This window comes from Glutamicibacter nicotianae, assembly GCF_002797775.1.
GTDB lineage: Bacteria > Actinomycetota > Actinomycetes > Actinomycetales > Micrococcaceae > Glutamicibacter > Glutamicibacter nicotianae.
This window is the reverse complement of sequence record NZ_PGEY01000001.1, coordinates 2,642,755-2,662,725: the sequence shown is the minus strand read 5'-3', so window position 1 is coordinate 2,662,725 and position 19,971 is coordinate 2,642,755. Positions and strand designations below refer to the sequence as shown.

Genomic DNA, 19,971 nt, shown 5'->3' with positions numbered 1-19,971 from the left:
GATGCATCTGGCATTGCCACGATTCCTCCATTGGCCCGATCCTGAACCGCGTCTCTTGCTGGTGCGGGCAGCTCCGGACCTCGGCCGTAACTGGTTGCCGAATCCTGGATAGGCGAGCGAAAAGACGCCGTCTATGAGTTCTCCGAACACCTGTTCTGGGGTTAGCTGAACTTGGACAGTTAGCCATACACGTTGTCCTCATCTGAACTCAGCTTTCATCGAAATCGCGGGTAGTCGGACTTCTTGATTAAGTTGCCGGGGAACCTGGATCTCAGGAACTTGTCTTCCATTATGGCCATTTCCTGCGTGCGACATTATGGGCATTTCCTGCGTGCGACGAACAAAGACAGAATTTCTGCGAGAACGCCGTCATGAAGTGGGGCCCATCGCCCTCTATCTCTATAGATCCATCGAATGGATACACATCAATGGCAAGAAAGCATGTGCCTAATGCACCCCGCCAGTCTTGGGGGCAAAGGGATTCGGCTTTCTCCGCTACTAGGAAGAGCAGAGACAAGAGCGCGAAAGATCTTATTCTGATAGCTCTATGGAAGGGAACGTCATGAGTATGGCACTCGCAATCTTCGGTATCGTGGCCTCCATAATTGGAATTGCAATTTCGTCAAGCCGGTGGGGCCGACGTTGGCTGGTGCGCGATTTTACGCATCATCAGAGCATCCTAGGTGCTTGGATTGCCGGCAACCTGGTTCTTATCGCTGCAGCAGGCCGGCATCTTCTTTCAAGAGGAGAATCGGATGCCGCAGCAGTAGTGGCCATCATGGCGGCCATCTCGCTATTGATTTTGTGCCTGTCAATGTTGGCGTTGCAACGAAGACCCCAAAGCAATACCCGTCCCCGACGCTTTCTAGCGGTCGGAGCGCATCCCGATGATGTTGAGTTGGCTTGCGGTGCAACCATCGCGAAACTGATCGATTCTGGTCATGAAGTGCGTATCGTCGTCATGTCGCAGGGCGAAAGCGGCGGACACGCTCCTCGCCGGATCCAGGAAGCTCGACACGGAGCAAGGTATTTGGGGGCGCAATCTCACACGGTTCACTCCTTTTGCGATACGCGGCTATCGGAGAATTCCAACCTGATGGTTGCGACGATCGAAGAGGAAATCGCTGCTTTCGAACCAGATGTCGTGCTAACTCATTCAGCGACTGATATCCACCAGGACCACGAGGCTGTCCACCGTGCCGTAATGCGCGCTGGAAGGCGGCTGCCCTCCATACTCTGTTTTGAGAGTCCATCCGTGAGTAAGGATTTCTCCCCAGACTTCTTTGTCGACGTTGAGAACTACACCGACGTCAAAGTCGAAGCGATCAAGCTCCATGCCGACCAGCGGAACAAGCCATATATGACCCGTACACGGATCGAGTCCATGGCAAATTTCCGCGGCAACCAAGTCAAGCAACAGCGCGCCGAAGGATTCGAGGTAATGCGCCTTGTATCAACGACAGTGGGGGATTTCTGATGAATATCCTAGTTACAGGAGTCGGTGGTCCGGCAGGAAGCACGCTCTCACGCCAGCTGCATGAGCGAGGACACCGCGTCATCGGTGCCGACATGGCACCAACAACAAATCCGTTGCTCGACGTCTTCCACCAAGTTCCGGCAGCTAGCCATCAGCACTACCTCACTCGTCTTCAAGCGATCGTTCTAGAGTACTCAGTGGAGCTGATTATTCCGACCGTCAGCGAAGAACTCCCGGTTCTTTCAGCAGCGACCAGCAAAGAGCTGCTGGAAACGGCCGGTGCCCGGCTGCTGATCTCCTCGGAAGAATCGGTGCTTCTCAGCGACGACAAATATTATACTATGCTGACTTTGCGAGGTGACAACGTTCCCGTACCGGACTTTGCCCGTATCAACGCCAGCAGCGAAGCCTTGGCTCAGTTATATCCGGAAGAGCGAATCATCATCAAGCCACGGGTCTCGCGCGGAGGGCGAGGCGTCCGTCTGGCTACGTCAGCAGATCTGGGGGCGGGACGCGCGCAAGCTGGCACAAAGGACATGGTGCAGAGATTCGCTCCCGGACGCGAATTCGCACCGATGATTTTCAGGAATCCTGATACCGGAGATTTTGAGGCTTGCGTGGTGGTTGAGAAGACCGAACTGCGCGAAGGACTCGTAGGCAACGCAGTATCGGTGCGCCGCTGCGAGTCTGACGATCCAATTGCAGCGCACGTAGCGTGGGTGGCTAGGAATGCGGTGCAGTCGCTCGGACTGGTTGGTCCGGTGGACATGGACGTGCGTCTAGGTGGTGATGGGCAACCGCTGGTGCTCGAAGTTAATGCAAGATTCGGGGCCAACAGCGAGTCGGCACCAGAATTGCTTGACGCAGTATTGCGCTTCGCAGAGGTGGCGTGTACTGCGCAAGCTGGAAGTGCATGAGCTCGTCACTCGTTCTCGGGTATTACGCGCTGACGGCGATGATTCTCTGTATTGGCCTCCTCAAGTTGGGATTGATTCCCTTGGCCCTGCTTTTCGAATGTCGCAGGGGCCTGTTCTTCACTCGTTATGGGAAGCTGTCCGCGTTGCCTCCTGGCAGCCCGGCAAAAGAGATCCAGAGGTCCCGCCGTCCAACCCGGGCATCGAGGCATTTCGGACAGACCCCGGCCTATTCGGTGTCGGTAATCATTCCGGCATACAACGAAGAAGTGGTGCTGCGAGCCTGCGTCGAATCTATCCTGCGAAGCAAGGGCGACCTCGCAGAAGTGGTGATTATTGATGACGGATCTACCGATGGCACTGCCAAGCTGATGCGTGAGCTGGCGCAGGAGCATCTACTGGTGAAAGCTATCAGCCAGGAGAATGCCGGTAAAGGGGCGGCTCTTAACCGCGGCATCGAAGAAGCCACAGGCGAGATCCTGGTATTTGTTGATGCAGATGGGGTTTTCTCGCCGGTGACCATTGCCTGGCTGCTTACTGGATTCCGCGATGCGAAGGTTGGCGCGGTCTGTGGCGATGACCGGCCTGTGAACCCGGATAGGGTGTTGACCAAGATGCTCTCGGTCCTCTCCCATCTGGGAACGGGTGTCGTAAGGCGGGCGCTGTCCTTGATGCATTGCTTGCCTGTAGTTTCCGGGAATATCGGGGCATTCCGTGCTGACCTTGTCAGGGAGCTAGGTGGGTTCCGCACCGATACGGTTGGTGAGGATCTGGAATTGACCTGGCGGTTCTATCGTGCTGGGTATCGTGTGTCTTTTGAACCGCGCGCGATCGTTCTGGCAGAATCGCCGTCCACCCTGCAAGCGTTGTGGAAGCAACGCGTCCGCTGGGCACGAGGCCTGCTGCAATCGATCAAGATTCATTGGCGGATGCACGGCAATCCCCGGTACGGGCCATTTGGCATGTTCCTCCTGTTCAATTTTGCAACGATGGTGGTGGTGCCCTTGGCGCAGATCCTGGTACTCGCAGGGTTGCTTTATTTCATTCCCGCTGGGCTGGTTACCTTTGGCGGGGGAGAGGAAGCTAGTTGGGTTGGGCGCACAGCCATGGTCATCGGCTGGATTGGTCTCGGAATCACAATGGCTTCGGTGGCTTTCGGAATCGCGCTGAATACCGCGTGGAGGGATCTGGCGAATCTGTGGACCTTTCCGTTCTGGCCGTTCTATGCCACGGGCATGGGGTTCACCATGCTTGCCGCGGTTGCATCCGAGATCCGGGGAAGGCCGGCAACCTGGAACAAACTGCAGAGAACCGGCATCATTTCAAGCTCAGAATTCTCCGACATCCTCGGAACCGGACAATGATCGCGGCCAAGCAACTGCGTCAACGCCGGAAAGTGACGGCAGCGATATCCGGGCTGGCGACAATTTTTGCCATTGTTGCCACCTGCTATGTGCTCGGATTCCCCATTTTGGCTTTGTATCAGCAGGACTCGACGCAGGACCCCACTGCGGTTGCAGCGATGCCCCCACAGCGAACCTGCCAAGATTCTCCGCGTGCAACCGCCAGTTCCATGGGAAACGACTTTGACATGCTCCAGTCCAAGAAAGGCTCAATCATGCCCGATTTCTCCAGAGTAGTAAACGTCGGTTTTGAAGATATTGCTACCGAAGATCCCGGCCGTATCTCCGAACTTGCCATGCGTTTGGATTCGGTCCGTGCAACAGGAGTCTCGCTCTCCATCGGACGCCTCGATTGGGTAGCTTTCCCTTGGCCGGCTCACCCTGATGTCGAATCCAGCGAGGTCGCGCAAACCGGCCGGGACTACGTTGCCGAGGCAATAAGCGCATTCCGTTGCGATGCGCTGGGCAGGTCGCGAACGATCTACTTGAATATCGATACGTTGCTGGGCAGAGAGCTAGAACGCCAGCCGTCGCTAGCGGGGATCAACACGGAGGGGCATTCGTCGGAGAATTGGGCAAGCATTTCAGCATGGAAAGAAGGGGAGCTGGAGGAAAAGCTCGTTGAGCTGGTCAACGAAGCGGTTCGGCGCTATGAGCCCGATGGTATCAACATCACTGAGCTAATGTTCCCCAACTACACGTTTGGCGATGATGACTTGGCGAATTTCGCGAAGTACAGCGGGTTATCTGATTGGCCCAGATCTGCGGATGGCACGATTGATTCCACCTCCGAGCAAATCTATCAATGGCGTTCAAGCACGGTCACGTCCATCATGAGGAATGTGGCTACGTCACTGGGCGAAACCGGGCCGATGCTCACGATGGATGTGCGCTCACCTGCAAGCGAGGATCCGAGGGGACGTCCTGATTCCGGCCAAGACTATAGCCAGCTTCTGCAGGTGGTCGATCGCCTGAACATATGGAACTTCAGGGGAATTGCCTCGTCCAATCGGTTTTCGACTAGCGAATTGGTCAAGAGGTACATAGATCAAGAACCTGAGAGGTACTCCTTGGAAATCGGGCTCTGGGGAGCTGACGGTTCCCTGGACAGCAGGACCGTTAGCGAAGAACTGCGGAACGCCGAGAAGCATTCATTGTTGCACGTCTCCATTACCCCCACATCATTGATGGACGACAGCATCTGGGCGGCTTTGTCGGACGCCTGGGATCAAGTTCCTGTCGCCCAGCATGACGCTAGCTAACCGCGTAATCTACGCGATTTGCGACGGTAAGAAAAAATTCCAGATCTTTTCCGGCTTGTCGCGTCACGATTCCAATTCTCGCGCATTTAATAAGTTGCACGCGTTGAACTGGGCGGTATGGAATTAGGGGGTTTCGAGATGTCCAGTTGTCTTGTCGGGAAAATGCTGGCGAGTGGGTGAGTTGCATACTCGGGGGATGGAACTCGCTCACACGCAGCATCCTCAAGTCCATTTAATAGATATATTGGAAAGATCCTGATAAATTCTAGAGGATGGAGATGTCGCTCAAACTCGGGCGCCATCTTGGCGTGGTGAGTTGCCGATTCCGGGGTTGGCGATCCTTGGGCGTCAGTACTCGCCTTGTTGCACGAAACGTGATGGGGACGTAATGACATTAGATTCGGGGGCACGCATGATTGAACTCAGCGATGCCGAGCTAATTCGTGGTGTCCGAAACGGATGCCGCGAAGCCCAGGACCACCTGTATCAACGGCACAGAAAGGTGGCACTGAATGTAGCGTTCAGGCATACGACTTCTCCTTCTGATGCTGAGGATGTTGTCTCTGAGGCTTTCATGCGGGTCTTCCGCATCATCGAGCGTGGCGCAGGTCCCGATGAGTTCTTCCGCGCCTATTTGATGTCTGCGGTATCCCGCGAAGCCTTTTCTCGGAACAAGGCTGCCGCAAAGCAAATTACGGTTGAAGATATCCAGGAATTCCTGCCAGGCGATGCGAATTCGGATGAAGTCTTGGAACGCCAAGAATCCACTTTTGCCATCCTAGCGTTCAAAGCTTTGACGGAACGTTGGAAGACAATATTGTGGCTTACCGAAGTAGAGGATCTGCCACCGAGAGACATTGCGCCAATTCTAGGAATGACTCCCAATGCGGTTTCAGCGTTGGCGGTACGCGCGCGAGAGGGATTGCGCCAAGCCTACTTGGCCGCCCATATGAATGGGCAGTCCGGGGTACCTGAAGATTGTGTCGACATTCGGAAACAACTGCCTGCCTATATCCGAGGTACCTTGGGGACACGAAATGTGCGAGAAGTCAAAGCGCATTTGAAGTCGTGCCCGAATTGTAAAGGAGTTTTCGGGGAACTGAACGAAATCGGCGCCACGTTGCGTGCATATGTCCTTCCCCTGGTTGTTGGTGGGATTACTGCTCTGGGAATTCCTGCTGCCGGTGGTATTTCAGGAATAGGATCCATAACAGCCGCAGCAACGGCCGCTGGTGGAACAACTGCAAGCTCAGCAACCGCTGTTGCCTCCGGTGCTGGATTGAGCATTGCGGGAGGGGGCAGTCTGGCTGTCACTTTAGGGGTTGGTTTGGCAGGTGTCGCCGTAACAGCGTCTGCTATTGGCCTGATACCAAAACTGAGCACGCAGGAAGGAAGGGAATGGGCCACCCCGGCTATTGCTCCACTAGTGCAGTCGGAGTTGAAGGGAGTCGAAGCTCCGATGATTGGGGCTAGTCCATCTGTAGATTCGATCCGGGCCACGTTTATACGGAACTTGGTTAGGCAACCACATCCCGTGGAGGATGACCTCGCAATCGCAAACCACGTGGAGTCGCCATCCTCAGATCAGTTTTCCCCATTGATTCATATGCCTGAGGCTGTGCCATCGTCTGAATCGTCGATTGAGCCGACGTTGGCACCTACGTCGGGACCCAGGTCGGATCCTACGTCTGACCCGTCGGTTGAGCCAACTCTGCAACCTACTTCGGAAGCTACGCCGGAGCCGACGACGGTTGAGCCTACGTCTGACCCGTCTGCTGAGCGGACGCTGGAGCCAACGCTGCAACCTACTTCGGAACCTACGCCGGAGCCGACGTTGGAACCTACGTCTGACCCGTCGGTTGAGCCTACGTTTGAACCATCGGTTGAGCCGACGTTGGAACCTACGTCTGACCCGTCTGCTGAGCCGACGCTGGAGCCAACTTTGCAACCTACTTCGGAACCTACGCCGGAGCCGACGTTGGAACCTACGCTTGACCCGTCGGTTGAGCCTACGTTTGAACCATCGGTTGAGCCGACGCTGGAGCCAACTTTGCAACCTACTTCGGAACCTACGCCGGAGCCGACGTGGGAACCTACGCTTGACCCGTCGGTTGAGCCTACGTTTGAACCATCGGTTGAGCCGACGTTGGAACCTACGTCTGACCCGTCTGCTGAGCCGACGCTGGAGCCAACTTTGCAACCTACTTCGGAACCTACGCCGGAGCCAACGTTGGAACCTACGCTTGACCCATCGGTTGAGCCTACGTTTGAACCATCGGTTGAGCCGACGTTGGAACCTACGTCTGACCCGTCTGCTGAGCCGACGCTGGAGCCAACTTTGCAACCTACTTCGGAACCTACGCCGGAGCCAACGTTGGAACCTACACTTGACCCATCGGTTGAGCCTACGTTTGAACCATCGGTTGAGCCTACGTTGGAACCTACGTCTGATCCAACTCCGAACATATTGTCGGAACCATCCGCGGAGCCGACAACTGAGCCCGAAGATGGCCTTGAAGGTACAGAATTCAAGGTCACGATGTCCCAGGACGCGGACAGCTTCTTCCGGAACTACATCTTCGACATCAGCGGGGCCGCTGAAAATGAGCCTCTACGTTTCGATGTACGGCTCAACTGGTTTTGGCTGGATCATATTACCTGCGAGGGGGACTGCGTTATCTCGAACGTGAAAGCCAACTCATTCAGGCTTAGCTGCGAAGGCCCAGTGACCCTGAAGTTGAAGCAGTTCTACCTGCTGGGTGACCGGACTATTACGTTTGAAAACCACGGGGGCTCGAAGGAAAAGTTCGAATTCAAGATCCCAAGGATCTAGACGCTGACTGGATGTGCCGAATCGGCCAGGTCGTGCTCATGCTCAACTCCGTCTGCGGCTAGGATCGAAGCGTGAAAGAACACTTCGTTCCTGACTTGCCTCCTGTCAATGCTGAAGCTGCCCAGAAGATGTGGTCCGAGTATCTGGGGAGCAAGGGGATTCCGCTGGCTGATGCGCCGCATCATGTAGCCGAATCGTTCGGGGATAATCCTGCGCTTGCCGATGAGCTGCTACACGAAATGCTGCACGGAACCAAGCGGGCGACTTCATCTCTGGCTAGCGACTACGCCTACTACAACGAACGCGTTCCGCAGCCTGAAGACCACTGCATCGTTTGCGACGGCGACGGTCAGCCGCGAGCAATCTTGCGCGTGCTGTCCGTCGAGCGCGCATCGTTCTTCGAGGTGGATGCCCAGTTTGCCGCAGCTGAGGGCGAAGGTGATCTCTCGTTGGAATACTGGCGCGCAGAACATGAGAAATTCTGGCGCCGAACGCAAAAATCAATTGGTGTCGATTGGAAACCTGAAGACACGCTCCAACCCGGGGGAGAGCTGGTCCTGGAACGCTTTGAACTTTGCTGGCCAATGGAGCATGCCGACTAGCCGGACCAAGTTCGTCACGCCGGCCTGCGGTGAAGAATGCGCAGGCGTAGGGTGGAAGCAGAGGGTTTCCCTATCGTCGAAACCCGGTCACGAAAGGTTGAACATGTCGATTGTCGTCATCAATGCCCTATCGGTTCCCGGCGAAGCCGGACCGGAACTGGAGAAGCGTTTCGCCGCTCGCAAGCATTCGGTGGATTCTTCGCCGGGCTTCGAGGGGTTCAAGCTGCTGCGTCCGGTCAACGGTGGAGACAAGTACTTCGTGTACACCCAGTGGGCCACCCGCGAGGACTTCGAGAACTGGCGCGCGCAGCGCGCGGATGCGGCGCATGCCGGCAAAGATGCCAAGAAGCCGGTGGCCACCGGCGCTGAACTGCTGGAATTCGAGATCGTAGAACTTTAGGCACTCCCGAATCCAGAAACGTCTCGATGCCATTGCGGTATCGGGGCGTTTTCTGCCTCCAGGATCGGCGACTATCTTTTCCACTTTTCCTGGCGCCGTGCGGAATCGGCCAGCAGTGCCACGCCGAGTCCGATGCACAGCAGGGCACCGAGCAGGAAAGTCATGTTGATACTTTCGGGACTGGCCTCGCCGTTGAGTCCCGGGTGGGTGGCGATGATTGCCGCGGAAATCGCCGTGCCGAAGGAAGAGCCCACGGTACGCAGCACCTGGTTGAAGCTTACGGAGCTGCCCAGTTCCTGGGTCGCCACGCTGCGGGCAATCAATGCCGGCATCGCCGCGTAGCTTGCGCCCATGCCGATGCCGAAGACCAGCATGCTCAGCAAGATCTCCCAGAGCTCCGCATGGAGCAGCCAGAGCATGGTTCCAGCAGCTGCCATGATGATCGCCCCAATGGGAAGCATGACCTGCATGCCAACGCGCTTTGCCAATACCCGAACCGTGCGGTTGGCGGCCAAGCTGCCTACCGAGAGCGGGAAGATCACAAATCCTGCCCAGAAGACCGGGAGGCTCAGCCCGTATCCTGTCGCGGTATCCGCTTGGGCTACCAGTGACGAGACGGACATGGCGATATACAGTGCCGCGCCCAGGGCGATGGCCGAAATATTGGCCAGGAGGACTTCGCCCTGCTTCAGCGTGCGAAGGTTGATCAAAGGGTGGTCCAGGCGGATTTCCACCCGTACCCAAAGGGCCAGCACGACGATTGAAAAAGCGGCCAGTGCGAGGGTGGTCCCAGAGACCCAACCCCATTTGGGTCCCTCGGATATGGTCAGCAGCAGGGAACCGAGCCCCACCGCCAGCAAGCAGGAGCCGGCGAAGTCGAAGGGGTGCTGCTCTGCGCGGCCATCGGGGCCCGAGGGGACGACTTTCCATACAACGAAGATGGTGGCCAGCACGAATACCGCACCAAACCAGAAGGCGAAGGAATAGTCGAAAATGCCAGCGATGATGCCGGTCAGCGGATAGCCGATGCCGATTCCGGAGGCAACGGTCACCGACAGGGTAGAGATGGTGTTCTGCGCGTGCTCGGGAGGCACGTAGCGCCGGGCAATGGCGATGGTGACAGGGACAATGCCGTAGGACAGGCCCTGGAGCACGCGTCCGGCAAGAAATACCCCGAAGGTTGGCGCGGCCGCCGCCATGACCGAGCCGACGAACATGGTTGCAAGCGAAGCGAGCAGCAGCCGCTTCTTATGCGGTCCATCGCTGAGTCGTCCCATGATGGGTGTTGCCACGGCGCCGGCCAGGAGATTCACGGTGAGCATCCACTGGGCGGTGGCAACGTCGACGTCGAAGCGCTGGGAAATCGAGGGGACCAGCAGCATGCCCAGCGAGGAGACGATGGCAGTGGCGAGCGCGGCAAAGACCAGCGTCGGCACCAGCGGATTTCGGGCGGTTGCGGTGCGATTCATGGGCGGACCGCCGAGTTGATCTTCATCAGTGCAGGCAAGGCGGCACGGATCAGGGAAATCTCTTCATCGCTCAGGTTCTCGCCGATGGCTTGCATCAACGCCCTCTGGCCCAGCTGGATTTCATGCTCCAGCTTTTGCCGGCCAGCATCCGTGAGCTTGAACCAGAGCTTGCGCCGGTCGTCTTCATCCCGGTGCCGCTCAATCAGCCCGAGGCCTTCCAACTCCTTGGTGGTCAGCGAGATGGCTTGCTGGCTGACCCCGATGGCCTGCCGCATCCGGGCGGAACTTGCCCGGCCTTCGGTGGCCAGGGTGTGCAAAATGCCCAGCTTGCCCGGGGAAATGGACCGGGCTGTGCGTATCAGGCTCAGCAGCGGCGACAACGCTTCATACATCTGCTCTGGAAGGTCTGACGACTCTTCCTCAAATTCCATAGGTACAGAATACAATTAACTTGTACAAGCGTCTTGTGGAATTATTCGACGACTAATGCACGGGGGCGTTGGAGAGTTCGGAGAAGCTCAACACATGGATGCGATAGCCTGCGTTCCGACTCGATGTTGAAACTCGCGGTGCAAAACTATGGTCCGAAGGTGGGATCTTCCACGGGAAAGCTGGACGGCTAGCTTGCCCGCCGCGTCGCCCTGTTGCGGCTACGGGGCGCGGCGCAGGGCCTGCTCGAAGTGGGCCACGTGCTCGGAGACTAGCCGCGAGGCCAGCTCCGCATCCCCATCTAGGATGGCGCGCAGCAGAGCCGAATGCTCCGAGATATGCTCGGCGATGGGTGGCATCTGGTCGATGACCAGGCACCAGATCCGGGTAACCAGATTATCCAGGCGCACCAGGGTTTCTTCTAGGTGCTTGTTGGCCGCGGCCTTGTAGATGAGCCGGTGGATGTGCACATCGAGCAGCAGCAGCGAACGCTGGTCCAGTGCTGGATCCAAGGCGTCGATCTGCTGCAGGTAGCCGGTGAGCTGCTCGCGGATCAGCGGGTCCTTGTTGGCAGCCGCATTGCGTGCGGCTAGCGGCTCGAGCACCTGGCGCATCTCGGAGATGTAGTTCAGCTCGTGGAAATCCACTGCCGTGGCGAAGGTGCCGCGGCGCGGATAGGACACGACCAGGTGGTCTGTTTCCAGGCGCTTGAGGGCTTCGCGCATCGGGGTGCGCCCGACACCGAGTTGCTCGGCCAGCTGCGGCTCGTGGATCGGGTGGGTCGGCGCGATTTCCAGCAGGACCAGCCTGTCGCGCAGGGCATTGTAGGCGCGGTCGGCCATCGAGCCTTGCTCCGTGGCGGTGCTGGTCAATCCGGTGGGCCTTGGCATAACGCTCTCTTCATTGCTCGAAAATCATGTGCCGACACACAAAGAGTATCGCCTCGGCTCCGAATTGGGCGCTTTTCCCGCGCAAATGCGCCTAATGCGCCGAGTTCTGCCGGTCGGCAACAGGCCAGAAAACCTGCGTGGAACCCTGCAGAAATACGGCAGGAAAAGTCATTGACGCTGTGTTGCGGCACACATAGGATTGTGATCAGCAACTGATATATCAGAGGTTGTCCAGGGGTGCCGGGCATGCCGGCAACCGCATTAAACGGTAGTGCAAGGCGCGGATTCCCGCAGGCAAATTCCTTGCCCGGCGGCTCGGATTCCGCAGGGCAACGCGGGCAAGCGTGCGCATTGCGCGACCGTATTCCTTTCATCTGAAAACCACACGAGCCATGGCGAAGCTACAGCCATCTCGGCGAAACCAAGGAGCGGCACGATGACCGAACCGAACAACAAATACGTCCTGACCCTCACCTGCGCCGAGCGCCCGGGCATCGTGCATGCGGTCACCGGTCTGCTGCTTAAGCACCACGGCGATATCCGGGAGCTGAAGCAGCATGATGACCAGCGTTCGGGAACGCTGTTCATGCGAATCGAGTTCGAAGTCGCCGAGTCGAAGGAAATTGCCGCGGAGGTCGCGGAGCTCGAAGCGAGCCTCGGCCAGCTTGCCGAAGAGCACGAGGCTACCTGGGGGCTGCGCCCGACGGGCCAGAAGAAGCGCGTGGTGGTGATGGTCTCCAAGTTCGGCCACTGCCTTCACGACTTGCTGTTCCGCGCCCGGATGGGGGAGCTGCCGGTGGAGATCGCGGCAGTTGTCTCCAACCACCCCGATCACCGCCAGCAGGTCGAGTGGAACGGGATCCCGTTCTTCCATATTCCGGTCACCGCGGAGACGAAGCCCGAGGCCGAGTCCAAGCTGATGGACCTGGTGGAGCGCTTCGAGGTGGATCTGGTGGTCCTCGCCCGCTACATGCAGGTGCTCTCCGATGACCTCAGCCGCAAGCTCACCGGCCGGGCCATCAACATCCACCACTCATTCCTGCCCTCCTTCAAGGGCGCCAAGCCCTACCACCAGGCGTTCGAGCGCGGCGTGAAGACCGTGGGCGCCACCGCGCACTACGTGAATTCCGAGCTGGACGAGGGCCCGATCATCACCCAGCGGGTCCAGGAAGTGGACCACAGCTTCGAGCCCGAGCATCTGGTGGCCGCCGGCCGCGACACCGAGTGCAAGGCGCTGTCCGACGCGGTGCGCTGGCACTACGAGGACCGTGTCTTCCTCAGTGCCTCGCGCACCGTGGTGCTGCGCTAGCGGCGGCAATTCCTGGAAGCCAGCCACGTTGCCATCGCGACGTGGCTGGCTTTCTGTGCCAGGGGGTCTTCTTGTGGCCGGCAGACCGGGGACTCAAGCTGACACGCTCTGCTGGTAAACGGCCAGGCCCAGCGACAGGACGGTCAAGGATTGGGCATCATTCAGATCCATGTCCAGCAGGGATTCGAGCAGTCCGAGCCGCTGGTAGAACACCGACCGGGAGAGCTGGCAGCGGGTAGCCGCCTGGGATCGGTTGGTCGGTGAAGCCAAATAGGCCTTCAGGACCCTCAGGCATTCGGTGCGCCGGGCAGGATCCAAGGCCAGGATTGGCGCGAGCACCTGCTGCGGCAGGCGCTGCATTGCCGGTTCATGGCGCAGTTCATGGGCAAGCAGTGCCAGTGGATACTCCTCGGCCAGCACAACTGGCTGGTTTGCAGCCAGGGACAGTTCGCATCCGCCGATGGCTTGCCTGATGGAATCTGCCAGCAGGCCGAAGTCATTGACGGCCGCACCCAGATAGAGCGGTCCGTCAAAATATCCGGCCACCTCATCCAGGTGCAAGGTCTGGGGCCAGTCTGGCGGCAGTTTGCCGGGGATAGCGGAGAAGAAGCCGAAGAGCTTGGACGCGGGCGCATTCCGGGCACCGATCACCGGACGCAGATCCTTGCCGATAGTGCGCTCGATCTGCCTGGCTGCTGCTCTCAGGTCGGCGCACGAGGCCAGCGGGATCGCGAAACCACGCAGCTGCCGGTGGCGCACCGGGAACCCGGAGGCTTCGAATTTCCCGGCGAGCAGGTCCGAGTCCGCGTCCTTTCGCAGCATCAGGTCGTCAAGCAGTTCGCAGGCCGTATCGAAAGCCAACGAGGCAGGTTCCTGCTTGCGCAGGAGCTCGGTGCCCAGCGCAATGCCCGCCATTGTCAGTACATGCAGGGATCCTGCCGGATGAGTGGCAGTGTCCGGGGCGATCAAAGAACCGAAATGCCTGCCATGGATCTGCACCGGGATCACCTGGCGTCCAGCATTGCCTGTCACGTGCAAGCTGCGGGAACGGTCTTGCCAGTGTTCGAAGAAGTCCGCGGGCACCGGAACGGCGCTGGCATGGCGCAGCACGTTGTAGCCTGAATCCTCCAGCACCACCGTGGCATTCAGCAGCCTGGCGCAGTCCCGGAGTATGGTTTCGGCCGGAGCGCCGAGCTGCATCAGCGCGGTGAAATGGGCGGTGACCTCGCCGCCGGCCTCGATGCGCCGGGTCTGGGAGGAGAAGAGCAGCTGGTGCAGTGCCTCGGTGATCTCCACAAAAGCCACTGGTTCGTGCAATGCCACCAGCGGGAAGCAATGCTCCTTGCAGGCCTGGATGAGCGCCGCCGGAACTGCGGGGCAATGGTTGCCGAGCTCTAGCAGCAGACCGGCGGATTCCAGCTCGACCAATTCGGCCACGTACTTCTCGAAGCAGGTTTCTGGACCCCACCCGATGCCAGTGGTCAGCACCAGTTCCTGGCCGCGCAGGTAGGTCCTCGGATCCGAGTTCTCCAGCACGTGGACCCAACCAATGTGACGGTTCAATGACGACTGATCGGCAAAGACCTGCGGATTGCCGGCCAGTACTGCGGGCAGCTGGAGCAGCTGTTCCATAGTGGCAATCGACTGCTCCAGACAGTCTGTCCGGACATCGCGTGTTTTCCCGACAAGTGTCACTGTTGATCGGCCTCCAGCTATGCAAAACTGTCAATCACATGGATCTATAGTGATTCGCTTCACACAATACAGAGTGTTTGGCTTTTAGGGGGAATGCGTCGATGTTTGGACTTCCGGCGTTCACGACCATGGTCATCATCGGGGTTCCGGCCCTCTGGGTGATCTATACCGGAGTTTTCCTGTGGCTCAGCCGCGGCTGGAAGCATGAGGATGCGGAGGAGCAGCGATGAGCATCGAGATCCTGTTCCTGGTCATCTATTTCGTCGCCATGGCAGGCATCGGCGTTTGGGCGATGAAGCGCGGAAAGCAGGATGCCGAGGGCTTCCTGCTGGGTGGACGCAGCCTCGGCCCGGGAGTCACCGCACTTCGCCTGCAAAGCTCCTCCATGTCCGGCTACATGTTCATGGGAGCTGGATCCATGGGCTACACCCAGGGCTATTTCAGCATGTGGTATGCGCTGGGTGACCTGGGCGGCGGCATCCTGAACCTTTCGGTCCTTGGCCGGCGCATGCGCAAGCTGTCCCAGATTCTTGGTTCCATCACATCCATCGAGTATCTGGAGCACCGCTACCCCTCGAAGTGGATCCGGCTCATTGCCGCTCCCGTGGCGTTGTTCTGCATATTCTTCTACGTCCTCGCGCAGTTCATCGCCGGCGGCCGCGGACTGGAGATGGTCTCCGGAGTTTCCTTCCCGGTAGCCCTGGCCATCGCCATCGGCGTGATCGTCCTCTACACTTTCCTCGGCGGCTACCTGGCTGTGGCCTACACCGACTTCGTCCAGGCCATCATCATGGTGGTGGGCATGGTCTGGATCCTGGTTGCCACGCTGATGGCAGTGGGTGGTTTCACCCAGGGCAATGAAGCTGTGGGCGAGATCAACCCGAACCTGCTGACCATGTGGGGAGCGGACCTTGGGTACCAGGGCCAATGGGGAGTCATCCTCGGAGCGCTGCTGGTCTTCTCGATCGGCTACATGGGGTGGCCGCACGTGGTGGTCAGCCATATGGCCATGAAAAAGCCATCGGTAGCACGCACCGCAGGTGTCTACTCATTGATCTTCAACCTCCTGTTCATCCCCGGCCCCTACCTCGTGGGCATGTTCGCGCTGATTCTGCTGCCGAACCTGGCCAACCCTGAAACCGCAATTTTCGAGGTCGCCGATGCCGTGTTGCCGACCTTTGCCGTAGGCATTGTCATGGCTGCCATCATGGCAGCGATCATGTCCACCGCCGATGCGCTGCTGCTGCAGGCGGGAACTATTGCCAGCCAGGACATTTACGCCCGGTTCATCAACAGGAAGATGAACGATGCGCAGATGGTCTGGGTCTCGCGGATTACCGTGCTGGCCTTGGCGATCATCGGCTATGCCATTGCCGCCTTTGACCCGCCCGCCGTGGCCGCAGTGGTCATCTTCTCCACCACCGTGCTGGGCAGCGCCTTTGTTCCTTCTTACATCTGCGCGGTGTGGTGGAAGAAGGCCAACGCTGTTGGAGCTATTTCTTCGATGATCGCCGGGACCCTGGTTTCGGTGCTCTGGCAGGTTTCCGGGGCTCCTGATGCCACCGGCATCGATCCGATGGTCACCGGCATTCTGGCCTCCACCGCGGCCATGATCATTGGCAGTCTGGCTAGCCAGAAGTCCCATCCGGTGCCTGATCATATTGGGCGGGCCCTGGACGAGACCGCAAAGATCGGGCCGATTCCGAAGAAGATGCTCATGGGACAGGATTCCCTGCTGGCCAGCCAGGCTGAAATGGCGGGACGGCATGAGTGAACTCGTGCTGCGCACGCTGGTCGATGGCCAGGATGCGCAACGTATCCTCGCCGCCAAGGCTCCAGGCCTGCTGGTTGAATCGGCCAAGCTGCGGTATCACCCCTTCGCCGGCTTCGTCTTCGATGTTCCGCAATTGGCCGGGCGGATCGGGCAGGCGCATGCCTTGGTGGACTACTATTCGGGCAAGGCCTTTGTCAGCGACCCGTGGCAGGTCCAAGATGCCGAAGCTGGCCAGCCACTTGATTTGGTGGCTGATCCGCAGTGGAACACCATCGATTTCGACACTGCGCGCGAGCGGGCCAAGGCCTTGCTGTCCACCGCGGTGCTGCGCCGGGCCCGGCTGGCCTGGCGTGGCGGAATCCGCGAAAAGAGCAGTATCGCCAAGGTCTGGAAACCCAACTGGGTGATCGAAGCGAAGCTGGAAGGAAAGTCCTACCGCATCATAGTGGATGGACTGAACGGCGGATACTTCTTCATCGGAAGTTGAAACCGGAAACGGCGCGCATCGGCGTCGAGACCCAAGAATCCACCCCCACCCCATCACAGGAAGACACTGGAGATTCAATGAAGAATGATTCAAGGCAGTTCCCCGTTCGGATGCTGAAGAAGGGCTCCTGCATCGTTGCTGGCTCGGCACTGTTCCTCGGCTTGGGACTCGTTCCGGCCAACGCCGTAGGCAACGGACCCGATTACAACGGAAATGAAACCATCAACACCTCGATCCTGCATACGCACGAATCGATGGCCGCCGAACTTCAAAAGCAGGATGCCAAGCAGCCAGCGATGGAACTGGAAGTCATTGGCCAATCGGTCAAGGGGCGCGATCTGTTCCTGGCCAAATACTTCTCCGATCCGGACAACCCGACGATCATGTTCCTCACGCAGCAGCACGGCAACGAGCAGCTGACCACCGAGGGAACTCTGGAAGTCATCAAGCACCTGGGCTCGGGGAGGATGAAGGACGTGCTGGATAACGTCAACATCCTGATTGTGCCGATGCTGAACCCGGATGGCGCCATGGGAGATGTGGACTTCCCGCTCGATGACTACATCGCTTCGGGTGACCGCCACCTGACTCGTTACAACGCGAATAACCAGGACATCAACCGGGACCACGTCGCCAAGACCCAACCTGAAATCCAGGCGCTGCACAACAACGTGCTCTCCACTTACGACATCGACTACATGATCGACCTGCATCACCAAGGTGCCCGCTCGGCGGTGGACGGCAAGCTGGTTTCCGGTTCGATCCTCTACCCGACGACTCCGGATGTATCGGATGAAGTCCGCGAAGGCTCCAAGCGCCTGGGCGCAGTGGTCTACCAGAATGTGGACCGGACCGGTTGGGGCCATTTGGGCAAGTACGTGGGCGGAACCGCGAACACCATTGCGCGCAATGGCATCGCGGCCGAATACGGCATTTCCACGCTGCTCTTCGAAATGCGCGGAATGAGCGACCACAGCAATCCGGACTATGTGCTGGGCCAGAAGTCCAATGGCTACCTGCGACAGCAAACCATCCTGACCTTGGAAAGCACTATCAAGGCGGTAGCCGACGGTTCAGTGGAAACCATCGATACCTCGATCTGGGACAACTTGCCCGAGCAGGAGCGCCTGCCAGGCGAAGCGGACGACGAGTAGCTGGAACCGCAAATGGCGGACCCTTGAAGGTCCGCCATTTGCCTGTCTGGAGCAGGTTATCTAGTTGTAATTCGGCCGATGCCAGCTTCGAAGATCAGAACCGTTCCCCGCGAGCGGAACGGCTGGTTGGCTTGCCGCTTACAGCGGGCGGTAGAGCAGCGCGCCGACCACCGCGATGACCAGGATGATCAGCGTGGACAGCAGAGCCAGGACCAGCGAGCGACCACCGGATTTCACGATCGACTTCAGGTGCACGCCCAGGCCCAGGGCGAACATCGCCGCGGCCAGCAACACGGTCTGTGCGGTAGAGGCCAGCTGCAGCAACGACTCGGGCATGATGCCGGTGGTGCGGATCAGCATGGAAACCAGGAACAATGCCACGAACAGCGGGATGATCGGCGGGCGCTTGCCGCCCTCGATATGGTGCTTGCGGCTCATGTACAGCGACAGGCCAGCCATGATCGGAGCGAGCATGACCACGCGCGCCAGCTTGACCGTCACGGCCACGCCCAGCGCGGTGGCGCCCACGGCGCCGCCGGCGGCGACCACCTGGGCCACTTCGTGGGTGGACGCGCCGATCAGCACACCGGTGCTGGTTTCGTCCAGGCCCAGCAGCGCGCCCAGTGCCGGGGTCAGCGGGATCATCAAGGTGCCGAAGAGCACCACCAGGCCAATGGCCGTGGCCACCTGGTCCTGCTTGGCGTGGGTTGCGCCCTCTGCGCCGGCCACCGCGGCCGCGCCGCAGATGGAGAAGCCAGCGGCGATCAGCAGGCGCTGGGGCAGTTCAATGCCCATGCGCCCGCCGATCCACACGGTGGCCAGGAAGGTCACGCCCACACAGAGCACCACGATGGCCAGCACGCCCGGGCCCAGGGCCAGGATGGCGCCGAGCGAGAGCTGGAAGCCCAGCAGCACGATGCCTGCGCGCAGCAGCTTCTTCGCGGAGAACGCCACGCCCTGCGCGAAGACTGCGGGCACCGGCACCAAGTTGCGCCATAGCGCGCCGAGCAGGATGGCAATCAGCAGCGCGCTCATCGAGGGGATGAGCTTCGCCGCGGCCAGTGCCACGCCGCCCATCACCAGGCACAGGAAGATGCCGGGCATGAATCCGCCTACACGCGTCGACAGTGACGGCTTGGGCTCGGCGGAAGCCGGGGTTTGGGTTCGCTGTGAATGTTCAGGGGCCATGCTTTTGACTCTTCCATGACTGGCCAGTGAGCAGTGAGACCCTCTTGGCTATCACTGTCATATCACATTCATATGACCCGAGGCTTGTCGTATGGGCATCCGGGCTTAGTGCACCGAGTCCCGTCGAATCGTTGCCGCGTAGTCGTCCAGAATGCGCAGGATGTGATCATGCTGCCAGACGCGCTTTTTGCGCAATCCTGACTTCTCCTTCGCCGCGGGCGCCAGTGGTGCTTTGCTGAGCAGCGGACAGGAATCTCAATGCGGTCGTCGCTGTCGTTGTGCTTCATCGCTTCGTGCATCCTAGGTGATAGTTAACGACTCGCCTTACTATCACTTAGTCTTCTGCGGATGCAGGTACTGGTACTTCGCGGGCGAAATTGGGCCAATGCGCTGGAGAGCCGAAGTGGAGTTGATGCAATGGACGAAGTGGGCCCCTAGAGCAAAGTCTGAGCGGAGGGATTGACGTTGATGAGGCCGTTCAGGCGGTCGCCGTCGTGGCACTAGAAAACAGCCGCGGCGCGGATTGCTAGCGGCGGATCGAGCCCCCCGGAACTGATTGGCGGCGGTGGCCACGGCCATGAGCCCGGAAGAACACTGGCGGTCGAGGCTCTGCCCAGGGACGCTGGCGGGCAGCCCGGCGTGCTGTACCCTCGTACGAGAACTCGGTAATCGGGCAAAGGACTTC

Annotated in this window: 19 protein-coding genes and 1 pseudogene; 14 read left to right on the top strand and 6 right to left on the bottom strand. The window is 59.2% G+C overall.

Annotation, left to right across the window (positions count from 1 at the left end; genetic code table 11):
* Nucleotides 1-562: 562 nt before the first annotated feature.
* The 5 genes and pseudogenes from ATK23_RS12400 to ATK23_RS16810 all read left to right on the top strand — a co-directional run.
* On the top strand, nucleotides 563-1,477 hold the full coding sequence (locus ATK23_RS12400) for a PIG-L deacetylase family protein (protein ID WP_066143375.1): 915 nt from the start codon (nucleotides 563-565) through the stop codon (nucleotides 1,475-1,477).
* On the top strand, nucleotides 1,477-2,394 hold the full coding sequence (locus tag ATK23_RS12395) for an ATP-grasp domain-containing protein (protein WP_066143378.1): 918 nt from the start codon (nucleotides 1,477-1,479) through the stop codon (nucleotides 2,392-2,394). The genes ATK23_RS12400 and ATK23_RS12395 overlap by 1 nt, the downstream gene beginning before the upstream one ends.
* On the top strand, nucleotides 2,391-3,755 hold the full coding sequence (locus ATK23_RS12390) for a glycosyltransferase family 2 protein (protein WP_066143381.1): 1,365 nt from the start codon (nucleotides 2,391-2,393) through the stop codon (nucleotides 3,753-3,755). The genes ATK23_RS12395 and ATK23_RS12390 overlap by 4 nt, the downstream gene beginning before the upstream one ends.
* Nucleotides 3,752-5,056, top strand: a complete 1,305-nt coding sequence (locus tag ATK23_RS12385; RefSeq protein WP_066143383.1) for a glycoside hydrolase family protein — start codon at nucleotides 3,752-3,754, stop codon at nucleotides 5,054-5,056. Before ATK23_RS12390 ends, ATK23_RS12385 begins: the two co-directional genes overlap by 4 nt.
* A gap of 388 nt (nucleotides 5,057-5,444) precedes the next feature.
* Nucleotides 5,445-6,125 (top strand): annotated as a pseudogene (locus ATK23_RS16810) (sigma-70 family RNA polymerase sigma factor); the annotation flags it as partial.
* A 510-nt stretch (nucleotides 6,126-6,635) separates the two neighbouring features.
* Here ATK23_RS16810 and ATK23_RS16805 read toward each other — a convergent pair.
* Nucleotides 6,636-7,508, bottom strand: coding sequence for a DUF445 family protein (locus ATK23_RS16805; protein ID WP_407645325.1), 873 nt, complete (start codon nucleotides 7,506-7,508; stop codon nucleotides 6,636-6,638).
* Nucleotides 7,509-7,595: 87 nt separating this feature from the next.
* On the opposite strand from ATK23_RS16805, the gene ATK23_RS16620 reads away from it, so the two are divergent.
* From ATK23_RS16620 to ATK23_RS12370, 3 genes are all read left to right on the top strand, one after another.
* Entirely contained in the window at nucleotides 7,596-7,889 is a 294-nt protein-coding gene (locus ATK23_RS16620; protein ID WP_066142500.1) for a hypothetical protein, read from the top strand.
* Between the two features lie 71 nt (nucleotides 7,890-7,960).
* Nucleotides 7,961-8,491, top strand: coding sequence for an ASCH domain-containing protein (locus ATK23_RS12375; RefSeq protein ID WP_066142498.1), 531 nt, complete (start codon nucleotides 7,961-7,963; stop codon nucleotides 8,489-8,491).
* Nucleotides 8,492-8,594: 103 nt separating this feature from the next.
* On the top strand, nucleotides 8,595-8,891 hold the full coding sequence (locus ATK23_RS12370) for an antibiotic biosynthesis monooxygenase family protein (protein ID WP_066142495.1): 297 nt from the start codon (nucleotides 8,595-8,597) through the stop codon (nucleotides 8,889-8,891).
* 71 nt (nucleotides 8,892-8,962) lie between these two features.
* On the opposite strand, the gene ATK23_RS12365 is transcribed toward ATK23_RS12370, so the two are convergent.
* From ATK23_RS12365 to ATK23_RS12355, 3 genes are all read right to left on the bottom strand, one after another.
* A complete protein-coding gene (locus tag ATK23_RS12365; protein WP_066142491.1) occupies nucleotides 8,963-10,360 on the bottom strand; it encodes an MFS transporter in 1,398 nt (465 codons plus the stop codon).
* Nucleotides 10,357-10,791 (bottom strand): MarR family winged helix-turn-helix transcriptional regulator, encoded by a 435-nt coding sequence (locus ATK23_RS12360; RefSeq protein ID WP_083515618.1) that lies wholly within the window; start codon nucleotides 10,789-10,791, stop codon nucleotides 10,357-10,359. The genes ATK23_RS12365 and ATK23_RS12360 overlap by 4 nt, the downstream gene beginning before the upstream one ends.
* A 219-nt stretch (nucleotides 10,792-11,010) precedes the next feature.
* Complete coding sequence (locus ATK23_RS12355) at nucleotides 11,011-11,679, bottom strand: GntR family transcriptional regulator (RefSeq protein WP_066142485.1); 669 nt, start codon at nucleotides 11,677-11,679, stop codon at nucleotides 11,011-11,013.
* Here ATK23_RS12355 and ATK23_RS16470 point away from each other — a divergent pair.
* Both ATK23_RS16470 and purU read left to right on the top strand, forming a co-directional pair.
* On the top strand, nucleotides 11,645-11,854 hold the full coding sequence (locus ATK23_RS16470) for a hypothetical protein (RefSeq protein WP_167550505.1): 210 nt from the start codon (nucleotides 11,645-11,647) through the stop codon (nucleotides 11,852-11,854). The two genes, ATK23_RS12355 and ATK23_RS16470, sit on opposite strands and share 35 nt — an antisense overlap.
* A 261-nt stretch (nucleotides 11,855-12,115) precedes the next feature.
* Nucleotides 12,116-12,988 carry a formyltetrahydrofolate deformylase gene (purU, locus tag ATK23_RS12350; protein ID WP_066142482.1) on the top strand — a complete coding sequence of 291 codons (873 nt, stop codon included), beginning with the start codon at nucleotides 12,116-12,118 and terminating at the stop codon, nucleotides 12,986-12,988.
* 93 nt (nucleotides 12,989-13,081) lie between these two features.
* Here the strand turns inward: purU and ATK23_RS12345 are convergent, their stop codons facing one another.
* Nucleotides 13,082-14,620 (bottom strand): PucR family transcriptional regulator, encoded by a 1,539-nt coding sequence (locus ATK23_RS12345; RefSeq protein ID WP_066142480.1) that lies wholly within the window; start codon nucleotides 14,618-14,620, stop codon nucleotides 13,082-13,084.
* Nucleotides 14,621-14,784: 164 nt separating this feature from the next.
* Between ATK23_RS12345 and ATK23_RS16685 the strand changes: the two genes are divergently transcribed.
* The 4 genes from ATK23_RS16685 to ATK23_RS12330 all read left to right on the top strand — a co-directional run bounded on the left by ATK23_RS16685 (nucleotide 14,785) and on the right by ATK23_RS12330 (nucleotide 18,098).
* A complete protein-coding gene (locus ATK23_RS16685; protein WP_255209574.1) occupies nucleotides 14,785-14,913 on the top strand; it encodes a hypothetical protein in 129 nt (42 codons plus the stop codon).
* Nucleotides 14,910-16,457: a sodium/proline symporter gene (locus tag ATK23_RS12340; protein WP_066142478.1), complete on the top strand. Its 1,548-nt coding sequence runs from the start codon at nucleotides 14,910-14,912 to the stop codon at nucleotides 16,455-16,457. The genes ATK23_RS16685 and ATK23_RS12340 overlap by 4 nt, the downstream gene beginning before the upstream one ends.
* Nucleotides 16,450-16,944, top strand: a complete 495-nt coding sequence (locus ATK23_RS12335; protein WP_066142475.1) for a hypothetical protein — start codon at nucleotides 16,450-16,452, stop codon at nucleotides 16,942-16,944. The genes ATK23_RS12340 and ATK23_RS12335 overlap by 8 nt, the downstream gene beginning before the upstream one ends.
* 77 nt (nucleotides 16,945-17,021) lie before the next feature.
* The gene (locus ATK23_RS12330; RefSeq protein ID WP_245858408.1) at nucleotides 17,022-18,098 is read left to right on the top strand and encodes a M14 family zinc carboxypeptidase; all 1,077 of its coding nucleotides are present in this window, start codon (nucleotides 17,022-17,024) and stop codon (nucleotides 18,096-18,098) included.
* Between the two features lie 138 nt (nucleotides 18,099-18,236).
* On the opposite strand, the gene ATK23_RS12325 is transcribed toward ATK23_RS12330, so the two are convergent.
* A complete protein-coding gene (locus tag ATK23_RS12325) occupies nucleotides 18,237-19,286 on the bottom strand; it encodes a YeiH family protein (protein ID WP_066142469.1) in 1,050 nt (349 codons plus the stop codon).
* Between the last annotated feature and the right edge of the window lie 685 nt (nucleotides 19,287-19,971).

Excerpts from the sequence above, each read along its gene's own strand:
- ATK23_RS12400 (WP_066143375.1), top strand. The coding sequence starts at position 563 with ATGAGTATGGCACTCGCAATCTTCGGTATCGTGGCCTCCATAATTGGA.
- ATK23_RS12395 (WP_066143378.1), top strand. The coding sequence starts at position 1,477 with ATGAATATCCTAGTTACAGGAGTCGGTGGTCCGGCAGGAAGCACGCTC.
- ATK23_RS12390 (WP_066143381.1), top strand. The coding sequence starts at position 2,391 with ATGAGCTCGTCACTCGTTCTCGGGTATTACGCGCTGACGGCGATGATT.
- ATK23_RS12385 (WP_066143383.1), top strand. The coding sequence starts at position 3,752 with ATGATCGCGGCCAAGCAACTGCGTCAACGCCGGAAAGTGACGGCAGCG.
- ATK23_RS16620 (WP_066142500.1), top strand. The coding sequence starts at position 7,596 with ATGTCCCAGGACGCGGACAGCTTCTTCCGGAACTACATCTTCGACATC.
- ATK23_RS12370 (WP_066142495.1), top strand. The coding sequence starts at position 8,595 with ATGTCGATTGTCGTCATCAATGCCCTATCGGTTCCCGGCGAAGCCGGA.
- ATK23_RS12365 (WP_066142491.1), bottom strand. The coding sequence starts at position 10,360 with ATGAATCGCACCGCAACCGCCCGAAATCCGCTGGTGCCGACGCTGGTC.
- ATK23_RS12360 (WP_083515618.1), bottom strand. The coding sequence starts at position 10,791 with ATGGAATTTGAGGAAGAGTCGTCAGACCTTCCAGAGCAGATGTATGAA.
- ATK23_RS12355 (WP_066142485.1), bottom strand. The coding sequence starts at position 11,679 with ATGCCAAGGCCCACCGGATTGACCAGCACCGCCACGGAGCAAGGCTCG.
- purU (WP_066142482.1), top strand. The coding sequence starts at position 12,116 with ATGACCGAACCGAACAACAAATACGTCCTGACCCTCACCTGCGCCGAG.
- ATK23_RS12345 (WP_066142480.1), bottom strand. The coding sequence starts at position 14,620 with ATGGAACAGCTGCTCCAGCTGCCCGCAGTACTGGCCGGCAATCCGCAG.
- ATK23_RS16685 (WP_255209574.1), top strand. The coding sequence starts at position 14,785 with ATGTTTGGACTTCCGGCGTTCACGACCATGGTCATCATCGGGGTTCCG.
- ATK23_RS12340 (WP_066142478.1), top strand. The coding sequence starts at position 14,910 with ATGAGCATCGAGATCCTGTTCCTGGTCATCTATTTCGTCGCCATGGCA.
- ATK23_RS12335 (WP_066142475.1), top strand. The coding sequence starts at position 16,450 with ATGAGTGAACTCGTGCTGCGCACGCTGGTCGATGGCCAGGATGCGCAA.
- ATK23_RS12330 (WP_245858408.1), top strand. The coding sequence starts at position 17,022 with ATGAAGAATGATTCAAGGCAGTTCCCCGTTCGGATGCTGAAGAAGGGC.
- ATK23_RS12325 (WP_066142469.1), bottom strand. The coding sequence starts at position 19,286 with ATGGCCCCTGAACATTCACAGCGAACCCAAACCCCGGCTTCCGCCGAG.